This is a genomic window from Xanthobacter pseudotagetidis (genome assembly GCF_043194795.2).
GTDB classification, from domain to species: Bacteria; Pseudomonadota; Alphaproteobacteria; order Rhizobiales; family Xanthobacteraceae; genus Xanthobacter; species Xanthobacter tagetidis_A.
This window is the reverse complement of sequence record NZ_CM195534.1, coordinates 2,222,704-2,239,478: the sequence shown is the minus strand read 5'-3', so window position 1 is coordinate 2,239,478 and position 16,775 is coordinate 2,222,704. Positions and strand designations below refer to the sequence as shown.

The window sequence follows — 16,775 nt, the reverse complement described above, 5'->3', positions numbered from 1 at the left end:
GGTCAATCGCGCACCAGAGCGAGGTCCGGCGCGTCGGGGTGCTTCATGCCGACGATATGGTATCCGGCGTCCACATGGTGCACCTCGCCGGTCACACCGCGGGACAAATCGGACAGGAGATAGACCCCGGTGTCGCCCACCTCGTCGGTGGTGACGGTGCGGCGCAGCGGCGAGTTCAGCTCGTTCCACTTCAGGATGTAGCGGAAGTCGCCGATGCCAGAGGCGGCCAGCGTCTTGATCGGGCCGGCGGAGATGGCGTTGACGCGGATCGCCTTGGGGCCGAGGTCGGCAGCCAGATAGCGCACCGAAGCCTCCAGCGCCGACTTGGCGACACCCATCACGTTGTAGTGGGGCATCCACTTCTCGGCGCCGTAATAGGTGAGCGTCAGGAGCGAGCCGCCGTTCGGCATCAGCTTCTCCGCCCGCTGGGCGATGGCGGTGAACGAGAAGCAGGAGATCAGCATGGTCTTGGAGAAATTGTCGGCGGTCGTGTCCACGTAGCGCCCGTCCAGCTCGTCCTTGTTGGAGAAGGCGATGCAGTGGACGACGAAGTCGATGGTGCCGAAGAGCTTCTCCGTCTCGGCGAAGACGGCGTCCATGGTCTCGGGCTCGGTCACGTCGCAATGGCCCACCAGCGACCCGCCAAGCTCGGCGGCGAGCGGCTCCACGCGCTTCTTCAGCGCCTCGCCCTGATAGGTGAGGGCGATCTCGGCGCCGTGGGCGCGCAGCTGCTTGGCAATGCCGAAAGCGATGGATCGGTTGTTGGCGACGCCCAGGATCAGCCCGCGCTTGCCCTTCATGAGACCGCTCGCGAAACCGTCCGTCGCCATGTGCCTGCACTCCGAAATCCCAAGGCGTTGACGCCGCGCGGCGCACCGGCGGCGGGCTTCCTATGGCATGGGGCCATCCCCCGTTCAAGCGAAGCCGCTTCGGAAGCCCTTGCTTCGGTGAAGGGGCGCGTGCTAGAGGCAGCCGCCTGGATCGGAGTGTAGCGCAGTCTGGTAGCGCACCACGTTCGGGACGTGGGGGTCGCAGGTTCAAATCCTGCCACTCCGACCATTCGGGCTCCTGCCCCATTCGGGCATTCGCGAAGCCCGGCCACCCCACAAATGTCCCCCTATGCCTGCACGCGCGGCGGCGACGGCTTACTCAACGGCGCCTTCCCCGCATGGCCGCCCCGTCAGGTGCGAATCGCGGGAACGAATCGGGGCCGGAGGTGACCTTCCAACCGATTCGGCACCCTGCCGCGACCATTGGTTTCATGCTCCACCCCACCACCCCTTACGCGAGCACCGCCAAGGCGCCGGACCGCGACTTTTTGCACTGCTTTAATTTTGTGCAGTGTCATGAAGACCAAGGTCTTGCACCAGAAGGCGGGTCGCGCCCGGGCCCGGCCTTCCCGCGAAGCGATGCTGCGTTGCAGCGCGACGCATGAAAACAAAAGAGGCGGCTAACCGCTTTGTCGCCTGAAGTGTTGGTGACACCATTCTCGCGACGCGATGTCGCGCCTTTCCGGCTCGGAAGGGAGAAAGGAATGTCGAACGCCAAGATTTGGTTGGGCGCACTCCTGGCAGGAGCTCTGCTCCAGGGCTCGGCGGGCGCCGCATCACCGCGGGACCTGGAGGTGGACGTGGAGCTGGTCCTCGCCGTGGACGTCTCCTATTCCATGGACGTGGAGGAGCAGGCGCTCCAGCGCGAAGGCTATGCCAGCGCCCTCACCTCCCGCGAGTTCCTCGACGCCCTCAGGCAGGGCCTCAACGGGCGCATCGCCATCGCCTACATCGAATGGGCGGGCGAGAACGAGCAGCAGATCGTCGTCAACTGGCGGGTGGTCGACGGTCCCGAGACCGCCCAGGCCTATGCCGACGCCATCCGGGAGGCGCCGCTGCGGCGGGTCTACCGGACCTCCATCTCCAGCGCCCTGCTCTACAGTGCCGATCAGTTCGACCTGAACGGCTATGCCGGCGTGCGCCGCGTCATCGACGTGTCGGGCGACGGGGTCAACAACCAGGGCCCGCCCGTGGCCCTCGCCCGCGATTCGGTGGTGAAGCGCGGCATCACCATCAACGGCCTGCCGCTGCTGCTGAAGCGCTCCGCCTCCTCGGCCATCGATGTGCCGGAGCTGGATTTCTACTATGAGGACTGCGTGATCGGCGGACCCGGCGCGTTCGTCATCCCGGTCCAGCATCGCGAGGAGTTCGCGCGCGCCATCAAGACCAAGCTGGTGCTGGAGGTGGCGGGCGTGCGGGTGCCGGATGCGGCCGGCCCGATCCGCCGCGTGGCGGATGCCGCCCCGCGCATCTCCTGCACCATCGGCGAGAAGATCTGGATGGAGCACTGGAGCAACTGAGCCGACGGGCGGCGCCGGCTCAGGGCTCCGCCCGCTCCAACGGCACGCGCCGCAGCGCCGAAAGGTCCCGCGCGCCGGTGGCGAAGCAAGCCACCGCGAGCTGGCGGATGACGACGGTGAAATGGTCCACCACCGCCTCGGTGGACCGGAGCGCCGCCTCCAGGGTTCCCGCCGCCTGGGCCGCGAGGTCGGCGCCGAGGCGGATGGCTTTCGCCATGTCGACGCCATGGCGCACGCCGCCGGAGGCGATCAGCGGCACATCGGGGCAGGCCCCGCGCACCGCCGCGAGGGAGGCGACGGTGGGGATGCCCCAGTCGGCGAACGCCTCGGCCACGGCCTTCGAGGCGCCGATGCCGCGCTCACCCTCCACCAGCGCCCAGTTGGTGCCGCCCGCGCCCGCCACGTCCAGAGCCGCGATGCCAGCGTCCTGAAGCGCCCGCGCCACCGCGCCGGAGAGACCGAAGCCAACCTCCTTGGCGATCACCGGCACCTCCAGCGCCCGCGTGAGGGCGGCGATGGCGCCGAGCGCGCCGCGCCAGTCCCGGTCGCCCTCGGGCTGGATCGCCTCCTGGAGCGGGTTGATGTGAAGGATGAGCCCGTCGGCACCGATCATCTCCACCGCGCGCCGCGCCTCGTCGACGCCGTAGCCCTTCACGAACTGGGCGACGCCCAGATTGGCAAAAAGCGCCACGTCCGGCGCACGCCGCCTCAGATCGCGCGTCAGACCCGCCGCCCCCTGCCGCTCGATGGCGATGCGCTGCGAGCCGACGCCGAGCGCCAGCCCCAGCGCCTGCGCCGCCTCGGCGAGATGGGCGTTGATGCGCTCGGACTGCGCCGGCCCGCCGGTCATGGAGGAGATCAGCACCGGCGCCCTCAGCGGGCGGCCCAGGAAGGTGGTGGAGAGGTCCACCTCGTCCAGCGAGATTTCCGGCAGCGCGCAATGGACGAGCCGCACGGCGTCGAAGCCGGCCGAAACCCGCGAGCGGGCGCGGGCGCCGTCGAGCACGATGTCGATATGGTCCTGCTTGCGCTTCTGCGCGTCGGCACCCTCATCGTTGCGGCTGTTCATGGGCAATGAGCGCTCCGAATGGAGGGAGGTACTTGAGGCCGCGCCACCGTCGGGCCGGCTGTGCCCGTAAGGTCACGGTGCGGCGCCCGCGTGCGCCCGCCCCTAGCGCCAATGTCTAGGGGGTGATCTAAAGGCATTCAAGACAACGTATTGTTCGAGCATCTGACTTCGGCCGGGCGCCAAAGAGGGGCGAGCGTTCATGAGCCATAATGGAAGCCGGGATGCGCTGCCCGCACACCCGGTGGAGGAGACGCCGGCAGCCGACGATGCGGACAACCTGGTCCTGCGCTCGCGGGACCTGTCCTACCTGCGTGCGGTGATCGAGCGCCGGCTGGGCCTGCTCGTCCCCACCGGAGCGGCCCATCCCGCCGTGCTCCACGCCGCCATGCGCCACATCATGCTGGCACCCGGCAAGCGCCTGCGGCCGCTGCTCGCCATCGCCGGCGTGCTCCAGCTCGACGGGTCGGAGCAGCAGGTGCTGGATTTCGGCTGCGCCCTGGAGATGGTGCACGCCTCCTCGCTCATCATGGACGACCTGCCGTGCATGGACGACGCGAAGGTGCGCCGCTCCCAGCCCACGACCCATGTGCAGTATGGCGAGGACGTGGCCATGCTGGCCGCGGTCGCCCTGCTCTCGCGCGCCTTCGGCGTCGCCGGCGCGGCCCCCGGCGTGCCGGACCGGGTGCGGCTCGACGCGGTGGCGGTCCTCTCCCTGTCGGTGGGCTCGCTCGGCTTGTGCGGGGGCCAGTTCGACGACCTCCACCCGACACCCGGCCGCACCGTCGCCGCCACCGAGGACGTGAACCGCCGCAAGACCGGCGTCCTGTTCACCGCCGCCGCTGAGATCGCCGGCCACGTGGCGGGCGCCGACGACGCGCAGTCAGGACAGCTGCGGGCCTTCGCCTCCCATGTGGGGCGCGCCTACCAGATCCTCGACGACATCCTCGACGCCTCCGCCTCCGCCGCCGCGCTCGGCAAGGACGTGGGCAAGGACGCCCACAAGGTCACCGTCATCGCCTCGCTCGGCGCCCCGAGGGCGCGCAAGCTGCTCGCCGAGCACTTGGCGGGCGCGCTCCAAGCCTCTAAAGACCTCGGACCCAACCGGGAGGGCCAGGAGCCTCTGCGCGATTTCATGGATGCCGCCTTCGGTGAACTGATGGGGCCGCTGGCGCCGTGAGCGCCGCGCTCCAGGACGATGCCCGCCGAACCGACCGTGCCGAAGCCCCGCCGCTCCTGATGGAGGGTCTCAGCGCGGGCTTCGGCGCGCGCATGGTGCTGACCGGCGTGAGCCTCGCCGTGGCCGCCGGCGCCGTCACCGTGCTCCTCGGCCCCAACGGCGCCGGCAAGACCACGCTGCTGCGCGCCGTCTGCGGGCGGCTCGAAGCCCGGCACGGCACGGTGCGCATCTGCGGTGTCGACGCCGAGGAGGCCGCGGCCCGCCGCCTGATCGGCCTCGCGCCACAGGAGATCGCGCTCTACCGGCCGCTCACCATCCGCGAGAACCTGGAGACCTTCGCCCGCCTCGCCGGCGTGCCCTGGCGCGGGCTCTCCGCCCGTGTCGGGGAGGTGATGGCGCGGGCGGGCATCGCCGAGCGCGCCGGCGAGCGCATCGACCGCCTTTCCGGCGGCTGGCAGCGGCGCGCCAATGTCGCCGCCGCCTTGGTGGGCGCCCCGCGCCTCCTGGTGCTGGACGAGCCCACGGTCGGCATCGACGCCCAGGCGCGCGAGGACCTCGCCGCTCTGGTCCAGCGCCTCGCCGCGGACGGGCTCGCCATCCTGCTCGTCACCCACGACTTTGCCTTCGCGGAGCGGGTGGCGGACCGGGCGGCGATCCTGAAGGCCGGCCGCCTCATCCTGGAGGGCGGCCTTGCGGACCTTCTGGCCGCCCGGTTCAAGGGCCGCCGCATGGCCGAGGTGACCTTCGGCACGGTGCCCGACGGCGCCCGCAAGGCCGCGCTGGCGACCCTGGGGCTGGCGCCGGCGGACGAGCCCGATCTCTATTGCGGCCTCGTCGCCGACGATCCCCACGCGGCCGCCGCCCTCATCGCCGCGCTGGACGCCATGGGCGCCGCGCCCCGCGCTTTGGCGCTCAAGGCGGCGGGGCTCGAGGCCCTCTACGCGCTCGCCATGCGGGAGGCCGCGCCATGATCCTCGCCATCATGCGCGCCCAGGCGCTGACCACCGCGCGCGACCGCGGGGCGCTGATCATGACCTTCGTGCTGCCGCCGCTGCTGTTCCTGCTGTTTGCCTCGATCTTCTCCGGCGCCGGCGGCGACACGGCGCGGGTGACGGTGGCGGCGGCCCGCGCCGTGGACGCGCCGGCCGCCGACGCGCTCATCGCCGCGCTCGCGGCGGCGCCGGACCTCGATGTCAGCGTGATCCCCGAAGACGAGGTCGCCAAGCGCGTCGCCGACGGCGCCGCCGACGTGGGCCTGATCGTCCGCGGCGATCCCGCCGCTGCCACCGAGAGGCCGCCGTTGGTGGTGTTGTCCGATCCCGGCCGGGCGGTCGCCGGCTCGCTGCTGCTGGCGCGCCTAAACGAGGTGCTGGGCCATGAGCTGCCCGGCATCGCCATGCGCCGGGTGGCGGCGCAGATCCAGGTTCTGGTGGGCGCGTTCACGCCCGAGCAGAAGGACCGCCTGGAGCAGTCCGTCGCCAAGGCCAGGGAGCTGGTGGAGGGCGGCGGCGCCGACCTGGTGGAGCGCCGGCCGGTGGCCCGCCTGAAGGATGCGCCGACCATCACCTATTATGCCGGCGCCATCGCCATGCTGTTCCTGCTGTTCACCGCCGTGCTCGGCGCCGCGAGCCTCGTGGACGAGCGCCGCTCCGGCGTGTTCGACCGGGTGGTGATGGCGAAGGGGGGCCTTCTCGCCCTCGTCACCGGCAAGATGGCGTTCCTGGTGCTCCAGGGGCTTGCCCTCTCGGCGGTTCTGCTGGCGGTGGCGCAGATCGCCTACGGCGTGCCGGCGCTCGCCCATGGAGCGACCCTCGCCGTGGTGTCGCTGGCCGCTGCTGCTGCGGCGGCGGGAATCGCCTTGCCCATCGCCGCCGCCGCCCAGACGCGCCACCAGGCGCAGACGCTCTCCACCTTCGCGGTGCTGCTGGTGTCTGCGGTGGGCGGCTCCATGGTGCCGCGCTTCCTGATGCCGCACTGGCTGCAGCAGGCGGGCGCGCTCACGCCCACCGCCTGGGGCATCGAAGCGTTCCAAGGTGCGCTCTGGCGAGGAGATTCGCTCGCCGCGCTTTTGCCTTCGCTGGCCGCGCTCCTTATATTCGCAGTTGCGGGATGGGTGCTCGCGGTGGCTCTGGTGCACCGTTCCGTGCGGCTCGGCTGAGGCCGGGCCGAATTGATCTGGAGCAGGGCCGCGCTCGCGCGCGGCGCTAGACTTCAGCACCTATGCCATCGTCCGCCGCGCGCTTGGAAGCAGCTCGGCGGGCTACGGCCGTGAGAACAAGGTCATGACCATCCTCGTCAACGTCCTCATCGTCGTCGCGACCGTCGCCGCCATGGAAGGCGTCGCCTGGGCGGCGCACAAATACGTCATGCACGGCTTCGGCTGGGGCTGGCACAAGTCGCACCACGAGCCGCGCGAGGGCGCGTTCGAGCGCAACGACCTCTACGCGGTGCTGTTCGCGGTGCTGGCCATCATCCTGATCTATCTCGGCCGCAACGACGGCGGCACGATCCTGTGGATCGGCGTCGGGATGACGGTTTACGGCTTCCTCTATTTCTTCGTCCATGACGGGCTGACCCACCAGCGGTGGCCGTTCCGCTACGTGCCGCGCCAGGGCTACCTGAAGCGCCTTGTCCAGGCGCACCGGCTGCACCATGCGGTGGAGGGCAAGGATGGCTGCGTCTCCTTCGGCTTCCTCTACGCCCCCTCGGTGCCGGCGCTGAAGGCCAAGCTCAAGAGGCTGCACGGCGGCAGCCTGAAGAATTCGGACATCAACTCGGAAGCGGCGGAATAGCGGTCAGCGGCTGCCGACCGCGCCTTCGATCAGGTCCGCAGCAGCCGAGACGCCGCCGCCCTGCACCATCGCCGCCGCCACGCGCCGCGCCGCCGCTCCAAATGCGGGATCGCCGAGCACCGCGCCGAGCGCGTCCCGCAGGCGGCGCCGGCTCAGCTTGCCGGCCGGAACCACTTTCGCCACGCCGTGATAAGCGAGCCGCGACGCGGTCGCCGGCTGCTCGAAGGCGATGGGCACAGCCACCAGCGGCACGCCGGCCGCCATGGCGTCCAGCACCGTGTTCATGCCGCAATGGAGCACCGCCGCCTTGCAGCGCCCCAGCACCTCCCCCTGGGGCACGAAGGCGCGCACCTCGCCTAGCGCCTCGAGCCGCTTCACCTCATGCGGCGCCAGCAGCCCGCCATGGGCGATCAGCAGCCGCACGCCGAGATCGCGCGCGCCTTCCGCCACCTTCAGGAAGATGTCCGCCCGCGCCCCCTGGAGCGTTCCGAGCGAGCAGAACACCAGCGGCCGCCCGTCATCCGGCCCAAGGTCGAGCGGCTCCACCGGCACCGGGCTCGCCCCGTCTCGCCATGGGCTGCCGTAATGAAACGTCGCCGGCAGCTCCCTGCGCGGAAAGTCCAGCGCCTGCGGCACCTGCGAGACCGTGAGCAGCGGCGAGAAGCCCTGGCCGGCGAACGGATCGAGGCCGAACGCCGCGCCATGGCGCATCAGCACCTTGCGCATGGGGCGCATCAGAAGGTCGGTGACCTGGTAACCGCCCTTGTTCATGACGAGGCCCTTCTCGCTCAGGTCGTAGGGCCAGGGCACGAAGGGCGGCGGCACGGTGGGCTCGCGGTTGAGCGGCAGCGCGGTGGCGGTGGAGATGAAGGGAATGCCGAGAGCGCGCGCCACGAGGCCGCCCGCCGCCTCGGTCTGGTCGGCGATCATCGCCTGCGCACCGATCTCCCGCAGCGCGCCCGGCAGGTCGCGGCACAGCATGTCGGTCTGGGCGGCGGTGGCGTGCAGCGTGCCGAGCAGCCCGAACAGGCCGGTGGGCTTGGCGAGCCGGTCCACATAGGCCTTCAGCGCGCCCGGCGGATAGTCGCGCGCGCCCACCGCGTGGAAGCCGGCGCCCTTCCCGTCCACGAGGCGGGCGGCATCCGCCATGTGCAGGAAGGTGACGCGGTGGCCGCGCCGGCCGAGCTCGCGCGCCAGCACGAGGAGCGGGTTGAAATGGCCCGGCAGCGGCGGGGCGACGACGGCGAAATGGGTCATGAGGGCCGCGTCCACAGATGGGAGGGCCGGGCGGGCGCCGGTCCGGCGAACCGCGAGCCCACCGCCTCGGCGACGCCGCCGGCGAGCAGGCGCAGCTTCTCGGCCTTCGAGGTCGAGGCCCGCGCGCCCCACGCGTTGGGGCCTTGGGCGCGCACCTTGGTGCCGATGGCGCGGTAGACCGCGCGCGCCGTGGCGATGGCGCAGGCGGAGCGCAGGGGCAAAGCGCGGATGCCGATCAGCGCCTGGTCGTAATAGGGCTCGGCCACGTCGAGCAGGCGCGCCACAACGGCCGCGACCTTCTCCCGGTTCTCCGGCGCCGCCACGCGATCCTCCGGCACGCCCGCTGCGGCGAGGAAGTCCGCCGGCAGATAGAGCCGGCCGATGCCGGCATCCTCGACCACGTCGCGCGAGATGTTGGTGAGCTGGAAGGCGAGGCCGAGGTCGCTCGCCCGGTCCAGCACCACCTCGTCGCGCGCGCCCATGATGAGCGCCATCATCACGCCGACGACGCCCGCCACGTGGTAGCAATAGGTCAGCGTGTCATCGATGCTCTGATAGCGCCGCTCCTCCACGTCCATGCGGAAGCCCTCAAGCAGCTGGAGGGGATAACGCTCGGGAATGTCGTTGCGCCGGACCACCTCGGCGAAGGCGGCGAAAGCGGGGTGGGCGGAGGGCGCGCCGCGATAGGCGCTGCGCGTCTCCTCATAGAGCGCGTCGAGCCGCTCGGCGGGCGTTCCGGCAGCCTCCGCGCGGCCCATGCCCAGAACCTGCCCGTCCACCACGTCGTCGCAGTGGCGGCACCAGGCATAGAGCATCACCGCATCGGCACGGGTGCGGGCGTCGAACAGGCGCGCGGCGGCGGCGAAGCTCTTCGAGCCCTGGGCGATGGATTCCTCGCTCGCGGCGAGAACCATGCCATCGGCTCCGCTCACGCCTGCCCCCCCGCAAAGTCGGCGACGATCAGCGAGGCGGTGGCCTTGGCCGAGCCCACCACGCCCGGCACTCCCGCTCCCGGATGGGTGCCCGCGCCGGTGATGTAGAGGTTGGCGATCCTGTCGTCGCGATTGTGCGGGCGGAACCACGCCGACTGGGTGAGGATCGGCTCCACAGAGAAGGCCGAGCCCAGATGCGCGTTCAGCTCGTCGCGGAAGCCGAACGGGGTCAGCATGCGGCTCGTCACCAGGGCATCCGAGAGGCCGGGCAAAAGGCGCCGTTCCAGGGACGCGAGGATGCGGTCGCGATAGCGCGGCGCTTCCTTGTCCCAGTCGATCCCGGCCTTGCCCAGGTGCGGCACCGGCGAGAGCACGTAGAAGGCTGTGCAGCCGTCCGGCGCCAGGCTCTTGTCGGTGACGGTGGGGGCATGGAGATAGAGCGAGAAGTCCTCCGGCACCTGCGGCCCGCTGAAGATCTCGTTCACGAGGCCCTTGTAGCGCGGGCCGAACAGCACCGTGTGGTGCTGGAGATGGTCCCAGGTGCGGTTGGCACCGAAATAGGTCACGAACAGCGACATGGAATGGCGCTTGGCCGCGAGGCTCTTGCCGTAGGAGCGCCCGCGCGCGCTGCCGCGCATCAGGGTCCGGTAGGTGTGGACCACGTCGGCATTGGAGGCGACGAGGTCGAAGGGCAGCGCCTCGCCGCCCTCAAGCCGCACGCCGGTGGCGCGCTCGCCCTCGACGACAATCTCGTCCACCGGGGTCGAGAGCCGGATGGTGCCGCCGATGTCCTCGAACAGGCGCACCATGCCCTTCACGAGCGCCCCGGTGCCGCCGCGCGGGAAGAACACGCCCCATTTGCGCTCCAGCGCGTGGATGAGGGCGTAGATGGAGGAGGTGGAGAAGGGATTGCCGCCCACCAGCAGCGAATGGAACGAGAAGGCCTCGCGCAGGTGCTCGTTCTCGATGAATTTCGAGACCATGGAATAGACCGAGCGCCAGGCCTGGAGCCTCATCAGGTTCGGGCCGGCCTTCACCATGTCCGAGACATGCAGGAACGGCACAGCGCCGAGCTTGAGATAGCCCTCCTCGAACACCGCGGTGGAATAGGCGAGGAAGCGCCGATAGCCCTCCACGTCCTGCGGCGAGAAGGCGGCGATCTGGGCGTCGAGCGCCGCCTGGTCGTTGACGTAGTCGAACTGCGCGCCGTCCTCCCACAGCAGGCGGTAGAAGGGCGAGACCGGGATCAGCTCCACATAGTCCTCAAGCCGCTTGCCGGCCGCCGCGAACACCTCTTCGAGGCAGGTGGGATCGGTGATGACGGTGGGACCGCCATCGAAGGTGAAGCCGTCCTGCTCGTAGACATAGGCACGCCCGCCCGGCTTGTCGCGCTTCTCGAACACGGTGGTCGCGAAGCCGGCGGCCTGGAGACGGATGGCGAGGGCAAGGCCGCCGAAGCCGGAGCCGATGACGGCGGCGCGGCGGGCGGCAGGGCGGGCGGGATCGGGTTTCATGCGGAACTCGGTGAACCTCTGGTCTCGGTAAGGCAGCGCATGGCGCGCCACAAAGGTACGGGCGGGCGGCCCGTGAGGATGCGTGCCTGGTCCGTCAAAGTGAGCCGGGCGGCATAGAAGCGGGCGATGAGACCGGGCGAGAGGCGGTAGAAGCGCTCAAGAATGCGGTAGCGGTGCGCCGGCTCGGCGGCGCGGAACAGCATGCGGTTGAGCAGGCGGAAGAAGCCGCGGCTCTCCCACCTCCTCACGGCGAAATCCCGCATCGCCGCGGCCAGCGCCGGGCCGGAGAGGTCCGGCAGGGTCGAGACGTGGTCGGCGAGCGCCACCGCGTCCGGCAGCGAGTAGCCCGTGGTGGGATGGAACAGCGCCGCCCGGAGCCCCGCGCGGGCGACGCCCTGCGGCCCGTCGTCCAGGAAGGCGGCGATGTCGCCGCCCAGCGCGATGGGCAGGACCCCCTCCTCCTCCCGCACCACCTGCCCGCGCCAGCCCATGCCGGCGGCATAGGCGATCACCCTTGCGCGCACGGCCTCGGCGGAAAGCTCCGGTCCATCGGCGTAATAGGTGTCCTCCACCAGCAGGGTATCGGGATCGAGCGGCAGCACGTAGACGAAGCGGTAGCCGTCGAGCTGCGTCACCCGCGCATCCATGATGATGGGCCGGGTGAGGCGATGGGGCTTCTCCAGGCGCAGTTCCAGGCCGACGAACTTCTGCCAGCTGAGGTCGAGGTGCCGGCTCGGCGCCGCGCCGCGGCCGTCGATCACGGCGCGGGCGTCAAGGCGCCCGCCGTCCTCCAGCACCACATGGTCCGCCGCCACCGTCGCCACCCGGACCCCGGTGCGGATGCATTCGCCGAGGCGCCCGCTCAGAACCGACGCGAGGCGTGCCGAGGAGATGCTGGCATAGTCGCCGGGAAGCCTCCGCGAGTGGCCGGGGAAATGCACGTCGGTGCCGCGCCAGGAGGCGGCGAGGAACGGGGCCAGGAAATCCGCATTGGCGGCATCGACGTCGCTGCCGTGGAACGACCAGGTGTGGTTGCCGCCGAGCGCCTCCCCCGCCTCCAGGACCTGGATGCGCAGCTGCGGCCGCCGCTCCGCGAGCCGCGCGGCGATCAGGCCGTTGGCGAGGCCGCCGCCCACCAGAAGGATGTCGTCCATCGCCGCCGATCCGAACCGCCGATTGCATGGCGCCGCGGGAGGCGCGCCTGCCCGAGCCAATAGCCGGTTCGGCCCGCCGGTGCCACCACCCAAACGGCGGAGCCGGCGGACCGGGCCTGTTTGAGCTCTCCCGCGCCTCCTCCTGCTCATGCCTCCCCGCGCGGGCGCCGCTGTTCCCGCCGGGGAGAGGGAATGCCGCGCTCCGGCATCCGCTGACTGCGGACCAGCCACGTCTTTTGACACCGCGCGAGAGCTACCATACCAGTTCCGCTTAGAGCGGGCGGCCCTCGGCGGTGCCGGGAGCCGCGGCGGATCGGGAAGCGGGAGCAAGGGCATGCGGCAGACCTGGCGCTGGTTCGGCCCGAAGGACATCGTCCGGCTCTCCGCCGTCCGGCAGGCGGGGGCGGACGGGGTGGTGAGCGCGCTGCACCACATCCCCACCGGCGCGGTGTGGACCCGCCCCGAGATCGCCCGGCGCAAGCGCGAGGTCGCGTTCCACGCCGACGGCGCGCCCACCGGCCTGACCTGGGACGTGGTCGAGAGCCTTCCCGTCTCCGAGGACATCAAGCGCCAGACCGGCGACGTCCGTGCCCACCTCGCCAACTACAAGGCCTCGCTGGAAGCGCTCGCGGCGGAGGGGCTGGCCACCGTCTGCTACAATTTCATGCCGGTGCTGGACTGGACCCGCACCGATCTCGCCTTCCGCGTCGACCATGGCGGGCGGACCATGCGCTTCGACCTCGCCGACTTCGCCGCCTTCGACCTCTTCATCCTGCAACGCCCCGGCGCGCCCGAGGATTTCGGCGCGGCCCTGAAGGACGAGGCGGCGCGGCGCTTTTCGGCCATGGACGATCAGGCCAGAACCGCCCTCGCCCGCAACCTCAGCGCCGGCCTTCCCGGCGCGGCGGACGGCTGGACGCTCGACGGCCTGCGCGGCCAGCTGGCGCTTTATGACAGCCTGTCGGCCAAGCGGCTGCGCGCCCATCTCGTGGATTTCCTCGCCGAAGTGGTGCCGACGGCGGAGAAGCTCGGCATCCGCCTGTGCTGCCATCCGGACGACCCGCCATTCCCGCTGCTCGGCCTGCCGCGCATCGTCTCGACGGAAGCCGACTACCGCTTCTTCCTCGATGCGGTGCCGAGCCCGGCGAACGGCGTCACGCTGTGCTCGGGCTCGCTCGGGGTCCGGCCCGACAACGACCTGCCGGGCATGGCCGAGCGGCTCGGTCCGCGCATCCATTTCGTGCACCTGCGCAATGTCCGCCGTGAGGGCATCGCGGACGGCATCCGCGCCTCGTTCCACGAGGACGAGCACCTGAAGGGCGTCACCGACATGGTGGCCACCATCGCCGCCCTTCTGAGGGAGGAGTCACGCCGCCGCGCCGAGGGCCGCGCGGACGCGCAGATCCCGTTCCGGCCCGACCACGGCCAGGACATCCTCGACGACATCGGCCGCGGCGGCCAGCCGGGATATCCCGCCATCGGCCGGCTCAAGGGCCTCGCCGAGCTGCGCGGCATCATGACCGCGCTGGAGCACCCGGGGGTCCGCTGCGGCTGAGGGCAGCGGGAAAGACGGGTGGCCACCGCTCGGTCAGCGGCCGAAAGGGGCGGCGGGACAGGCGCCGCCGCGTCTGCTCCCGGCACCTGCCGCAGAGACATGCCCCCGGGCAGAAGCAGGCGCCGTCAGGCGGCTTTCTTCCGCCAAGGTCGCGCTCTACTCTGCCCGCCGATCGCGGCGCGCGCCGCAGACCGTTCCAGAGACCGTTCCAGGAGCGCCCCGATGCGTGATGCCGAGCCCCAAGCCGTCCGCCTTGCCGACTACCGCCCCCCGGAGTGGCTGGTGGATACCGTGGATCTCGACGTCGCCCTCCATCCCACCCAGACCCGCGTCACCGCCAGGCTCGCGTTGCGCCGCAATCCCGAGGGCACGCCGGACGCGCCGGTGATCCTGGAGGGGGACGGCCTCACTTTGGTGCGCCTCGCCCTCGACGGCGCCCCGCTCGCCGGCTCCAGCTTCGAGGCGAGCCCGGAGCGCCTCGCCCTGCGCCATCCGCCGTCCGATGCCTTCACGCTGGAGATCGAGACCCTGGTGGACCCCACCGCCAACACCCAGCTGATGGGCCTCTACCGCACCTCGAACAATTACTGCACCCAGTGCGAGCCCGAGGGCTTCCGCCGCATCACCTATTTCCCCGACCGGCCGGACGTGCTCGCGGTGTACACCACGCGCATCGAGGCGGAACTGGACGAGGCGCCGGTGCTGCTCGGCAACGGCAACCTCGTGTCCTCCGGACCGGTGCTCGGCGCCTCGCGGCACTTCGCGGTGTGGCACGACCCGTGGCCGAAGCCCTCCTATCTGTTCGCGCTGGTGGGCGGGAAGCTCGCCAAGGTCTCGGACAGCTTCACCACCGCCTCCGGGCGGCAGGTGGAGCTCGGCATCTATGTGGAGGAGGGCAAGGAGGCGCGCGCCGGCTACGCCATGGACGCGCTGAAGCGCTCCATGCGCTGGGACGAGGAGGCGTTCGGCCGCGAGTACGACCTCGACGTGTTCAACATCGTCGCCGTCTCCGACTTCAACATGGGAGCGATGGAGAACAAGGGCCTCAACGTCTTCAACGACAAGTACGTTCTCGCCTCGCCGCAGACCGCCACCGACGCCGACTATTCCGGCATCGAGGGCGTGATCGCCCACGAATACTTCCACAACTGGACCGGCAACCGCATCACCTGCCGCGACTGGTTCCAGCTGTGCCTGAAGGAGGGGCTGACCGTCTTCCGCGACCAGGAGTTCTCCTCCGACCAGCGCTCGCGGCCGGTGAAGCGCATCTCCGACGTGCGGATGCTGAAGGCGGCGCAGTTCACCGAGGATTCGGGCCCCCTCGCCCATCCCGTGCGGCCGGAAACCTATCGCGAGATCAACAACTTCTACACCGCCACCGTGTACGAGAAGGGTTCCGAGGTGGTCCGCATGCTGAAGACCCTCCTGGGCGAGGAGGGCTTCCGGAAGGGCATGGACCTCTATTTCGAGCGCCATGACGGCGAGGCCGCCACCATCGAGGACTTCCTCGCCTCGTTCGCCGACGCCACCGGACACGACCTCTCCCAGTTCGCGCTCTGGTATTCGCAGTCGGGCACGCCGACGCTGGAGGTGAAGGGTGCCTGGGACGAGGCCGCCGGCACCTACCGCCTCGACGTGAAGCAGTCCGTGCCGCCGACGCCCGGGCAGAGCGAAAAGAAGCCCATGGTGATCCCGCTCGCCCTCGGCCTCGTGGGTCCGGATGGGGCCGACATGCCGCTGATGCTCGGCAACACGCCCGTGGAGCGCGGCGTGGTGGAGGTGACGCAGAAGGAGCAGAGCTTCCTCTTCACCGGCCTCGACGCCAAGCCCGTGCCCTCGCTCAATCGCGGCTTCTCGGCGCCGGTGAACCTCAAGAGCGACCTCACGCCCGAGGACCGCGTGTTCCTCGCCGCCCATGACGGCGACCCCTTCAACCGCTTCGACGCGCTCCAGGGCCTCGCGCTCGGCCTGCTCACCAGGGCCGCCCGCGGCGGCGCTGCCGACGGCGAAGCGGCGCTCATCGATGCCGCCGGACGGCTCCTGGCCGACGCCGCGCTCGATCCCGCCTTCAAGGCGCAGGCGCTGGCGCTGCCCGGCGAAGGCGAGATCGCCCGCGAGCTGGGCAGCGACGTCGATCCAGACGCGGTGTTCGCCGTCCGCAAGGCGCTGCGGCTCAAGCTGGGCGCGGCGCTCGCCGGGCCGCTGGCCGAGACCTATGCCGCGCTCGGCACCGCCGCCCCGTTCACGCCCGATGCCGCCTCGGCCGGACGGCGCGCGCTGCGCAACCTCGCGCTGGACTATCTCGCCGTGTCCGGCTCCGACGAGGGTGTCGCGCGCGCCCAGGCCCAGTTCGCTGCGGCCGACAACATGACCGACCGCATGGCCGCCCTCGCCGTGCTCGCCCAGCACGACCGGCCCGAGCGGGCGGCGGCGCTCGACGCCTTCTATGCCCGCTTCGAGCGCGATGCCCTGGTGATCGACAAGTGGTTCACCCTCCAGGCGCAGATCCCCGAGGCCGGGACGCTGGAGCGGGTCAAGGCGCTGATGCTGCATCCGGCCTTCTCCATGGGCAACCCGAACCGGGTTCGCGCGCTCGTGGGCGCGTTCGCGGCCACCAACCCGACCCAGTTCAACCGTGCCGATGGGGCAGGCCACGCCTTCCTCGCCGACGTAGTTCTGAGCCTCGACGCCAAGAACCCGCAGGTGGCCTCGCGCCTGCTCTCGGCATTCAAGACCTGGCGCCAGCTGGAGCCGGGCCGCCGGGGCCACGCGGAAGCGGCACTGCGCCGCGTCGCCGACACGCCCGGACTGTCACCCGACGTCGCCGACATCGCCACCCGCAGCCTCGGCTGAGATGGGCGGCCTCGCGGAGGCGCCGCTACCCTCGAGGCTCCCTGTCCCCTTGTGGGGCAGGGTGAAGGTGTGAGGGTGGAGCGAGAGCACCCCATCTCACCCCGTCGCCCTCCGGCTTGACC

13 protein-coding genes and 1 tRNA gene are annotated in these 16,775 nt (G+C 70.9%); 8 read left to right on the top strand and 6 right to left on the bottom strand.

All coding sequences use genetic code 11. The features are described 5' to 3' along the window. Positions 1-2 precede the first annotated feature (2 nt). Positions 3-830, bottom strand: a complete 828-nt coding sequence (gene fabI / locus V5F67_RS10265; protein ID WP_394019532.1) for an enoyl-ACP reductase FabI — start codon at positions 828-830, stop codon at positions 3-5. Positions 831-982: 152 nt separating this feature from the next. On the opposite strand from fabI, the gene V5F67_RS10260 reads away from it, so the two are divergent. Continuing rightward, positions 983-1,059: transfer RNA gene (locus V5F67_RS10260), tRNA-Pro, on the top strand. A 475-nt stretch (positions 1,060-1,534) separates the two neighbouring features. After that, positions 1,535-2,350 carry a DUF1194 domain-containing protein gene (locus V5F67_RS10255; RefSeq protein ID WP_394019534.1) on the top strand — a complete coding sequence of 272 codons (816 nt, stop codon included), beginning with the start codon at positions 1,535-1,537 and terminating at the stop codon, positions 2,348-2,350. A gap of 19 nt (positions 2,351-2,369) precedes the next feature. Here the strand turns inward: V5F67_RS10255 and fni are convergent, their stop codons facing one another. Next, positions 2,370-3,419, bottom strand: a complete 1,050-nt coding sequence (fni, locus tag V5F67_RS10250; RefSeq protein WP_394019536.1) for a type 2 isopentenyl-diphosphate Delta-isomerase — start codon at positions 3,417-3,419, stop codon at positions 2,370-2,372. A gap of 199 nt (positions 3,420-3,618) precedes the next feature. Here fni and V5F67_RS10245 point away from each other — a divergent pair, with 199 nt between their 5' ends. From V5F67_RS10245 to V5F67_RS10230, 4 genes are all read left to right on the top strand, one after another. Beyond that, the gene (locus tag V5F67_RS10245; protein ID WP_394019539.1) at positions 3,619-4,596 is read left to right on the top strand and encodes a polyprenyl synthetase family protein; all 978 of its coding nucleotides are present in this window, start codon (positions 3,619-3,621) and stop codon (positions 4,594-4,596) included. Then, positions 4,593-5,567 carry an ABC transporter ATP-binding protein gene (locus tag V5F67_RS10240; RefSeq protein ID WP_394019541.1) on the top strand — a complete coding sequence of 325 codons (975 nt, stop codon included), beginning with the start codon at positions 4,593-4,595 and terminating at the stop codon, positions 5,565-5,567. The genes V5F67_RS10245 and V5F67_RS10240 overlap by 4 nt, the downstream gene beginning before the upstream one ends. Next, entirely contained in the window at positions 5,564-6,754 is a 1,191-nt protein-coding gene (locus V5F67_RS10235) for an ABC transporter permease (RefSeq protein ID WP_394019543.1), read from the top strand. Before V5F67_RS10240 ends, V5F67_RS10235 begins: the two co-directional genes overlap by 4 nt. A gap of 124 nt (positions 6,755-6,878) precedes the next feature. Continuing rightward, complete coding sequence (locus tag V5F67_RS10230; RefSeq protein WP_394019545.1) at positions 6,879-7,388, top strand: sterol desaturase family protein; 510 nt, start codon at positions 6,879-6,881, stop codon at positions 7,386-7,388. Positions 7,389-7,391: 3 nt separating this feature from the next. Here the strand turns inward: V5F67_RS10230 and V5F67_RS10225 are convergent, their stop codons facing one another. Genes V5F67_RS10225 through crtY form a run of 4 tightly spaced genes read right to left on the bottom strand, consistent with a single transcriptional unit; the run spans position 7,392 to position 12,245 of the window. Further along, the gene (locus V5F67_RS10225) at positions 7,392-8,645 is read right to left on the bottom strand and encodes a glycosyltransferase (RefSeq protein ID WP_394019547.1); all 1,254 of its coding nucleotides are present in this window, start codon (positions 8,643-8,645) and stop codon (positions 7,392-7,394) included. Further along, positions 8,642-9,577, bottom strand: a complete 936-nt coding sequence (locus V5F67_RS10220) for a phytoene/squalene synthase family protein (protein WP_394019549.1) — start codon at positions 9,575-9,577, stop codon at positions 8,642-8,644. The genes V5F67_RS10225 and V5F67_RS10220 overlap by 4 nt, the downstream gene beginning before the upstream one ends. Continuing rightward, entirely contained in the window at positions 9,574-11,091 is a 1,518-nt protein-coding gene (locus V5F67_RS10215; RefSeq protein WP_394019551.1) for a phytoene desaturase, read from the bottom strand. Before V5F67_RS10215 ends, V5F67_RS10220 begins: the two co-directional genes overlap by 4 nt. Next, complete coding sequence (gene crtY, locus V5F67_RS10210) at positions 11,088-12,245, bottom strand: lycopene beta-cyclase CrtY (protein WP_394019553.1); 1,158 nt, start codon at positions 12,243-12,245, stop codon at positions 11,088-11,090. The genes V5F67_RS10215 and crtY overlap by 4 nt, the downstream gene beginning before the upstream one ends. A gap of 334 nt (positions 12,246-12,579) precedes the next feature. Here crtY and uxuA point away from each other — a divergent pair, with 334 nt between their 5' ends. After that, positions 12,580-13,800, top strand: coding sequence for a mannonate dehydratase (gene uxuA, locus V5F67_RS10205; protein ID WP_394019555.1), 1,221 nt, complete (start codon positions 12,580-12,582; stop codon positions 13,798-13,800). A 222-nt stretch (positions 13,801-14,022) separates the two neighbouring features. After that, the gene (pepN, locus tag V5F67_RS10200; protein WP_394019557.1) at positions 14,023-16,653 is read left to right on the top strand and encodes an aminopeptidase N; all 2,631 of its coding nucleotides are present in this window, start codon (positions 14,023-14,025) and stop codon (positions 16,651-16,653) included. The last annotated feature ends 122 nt before the right edge of the window (positions 16,654-16,775 follow it).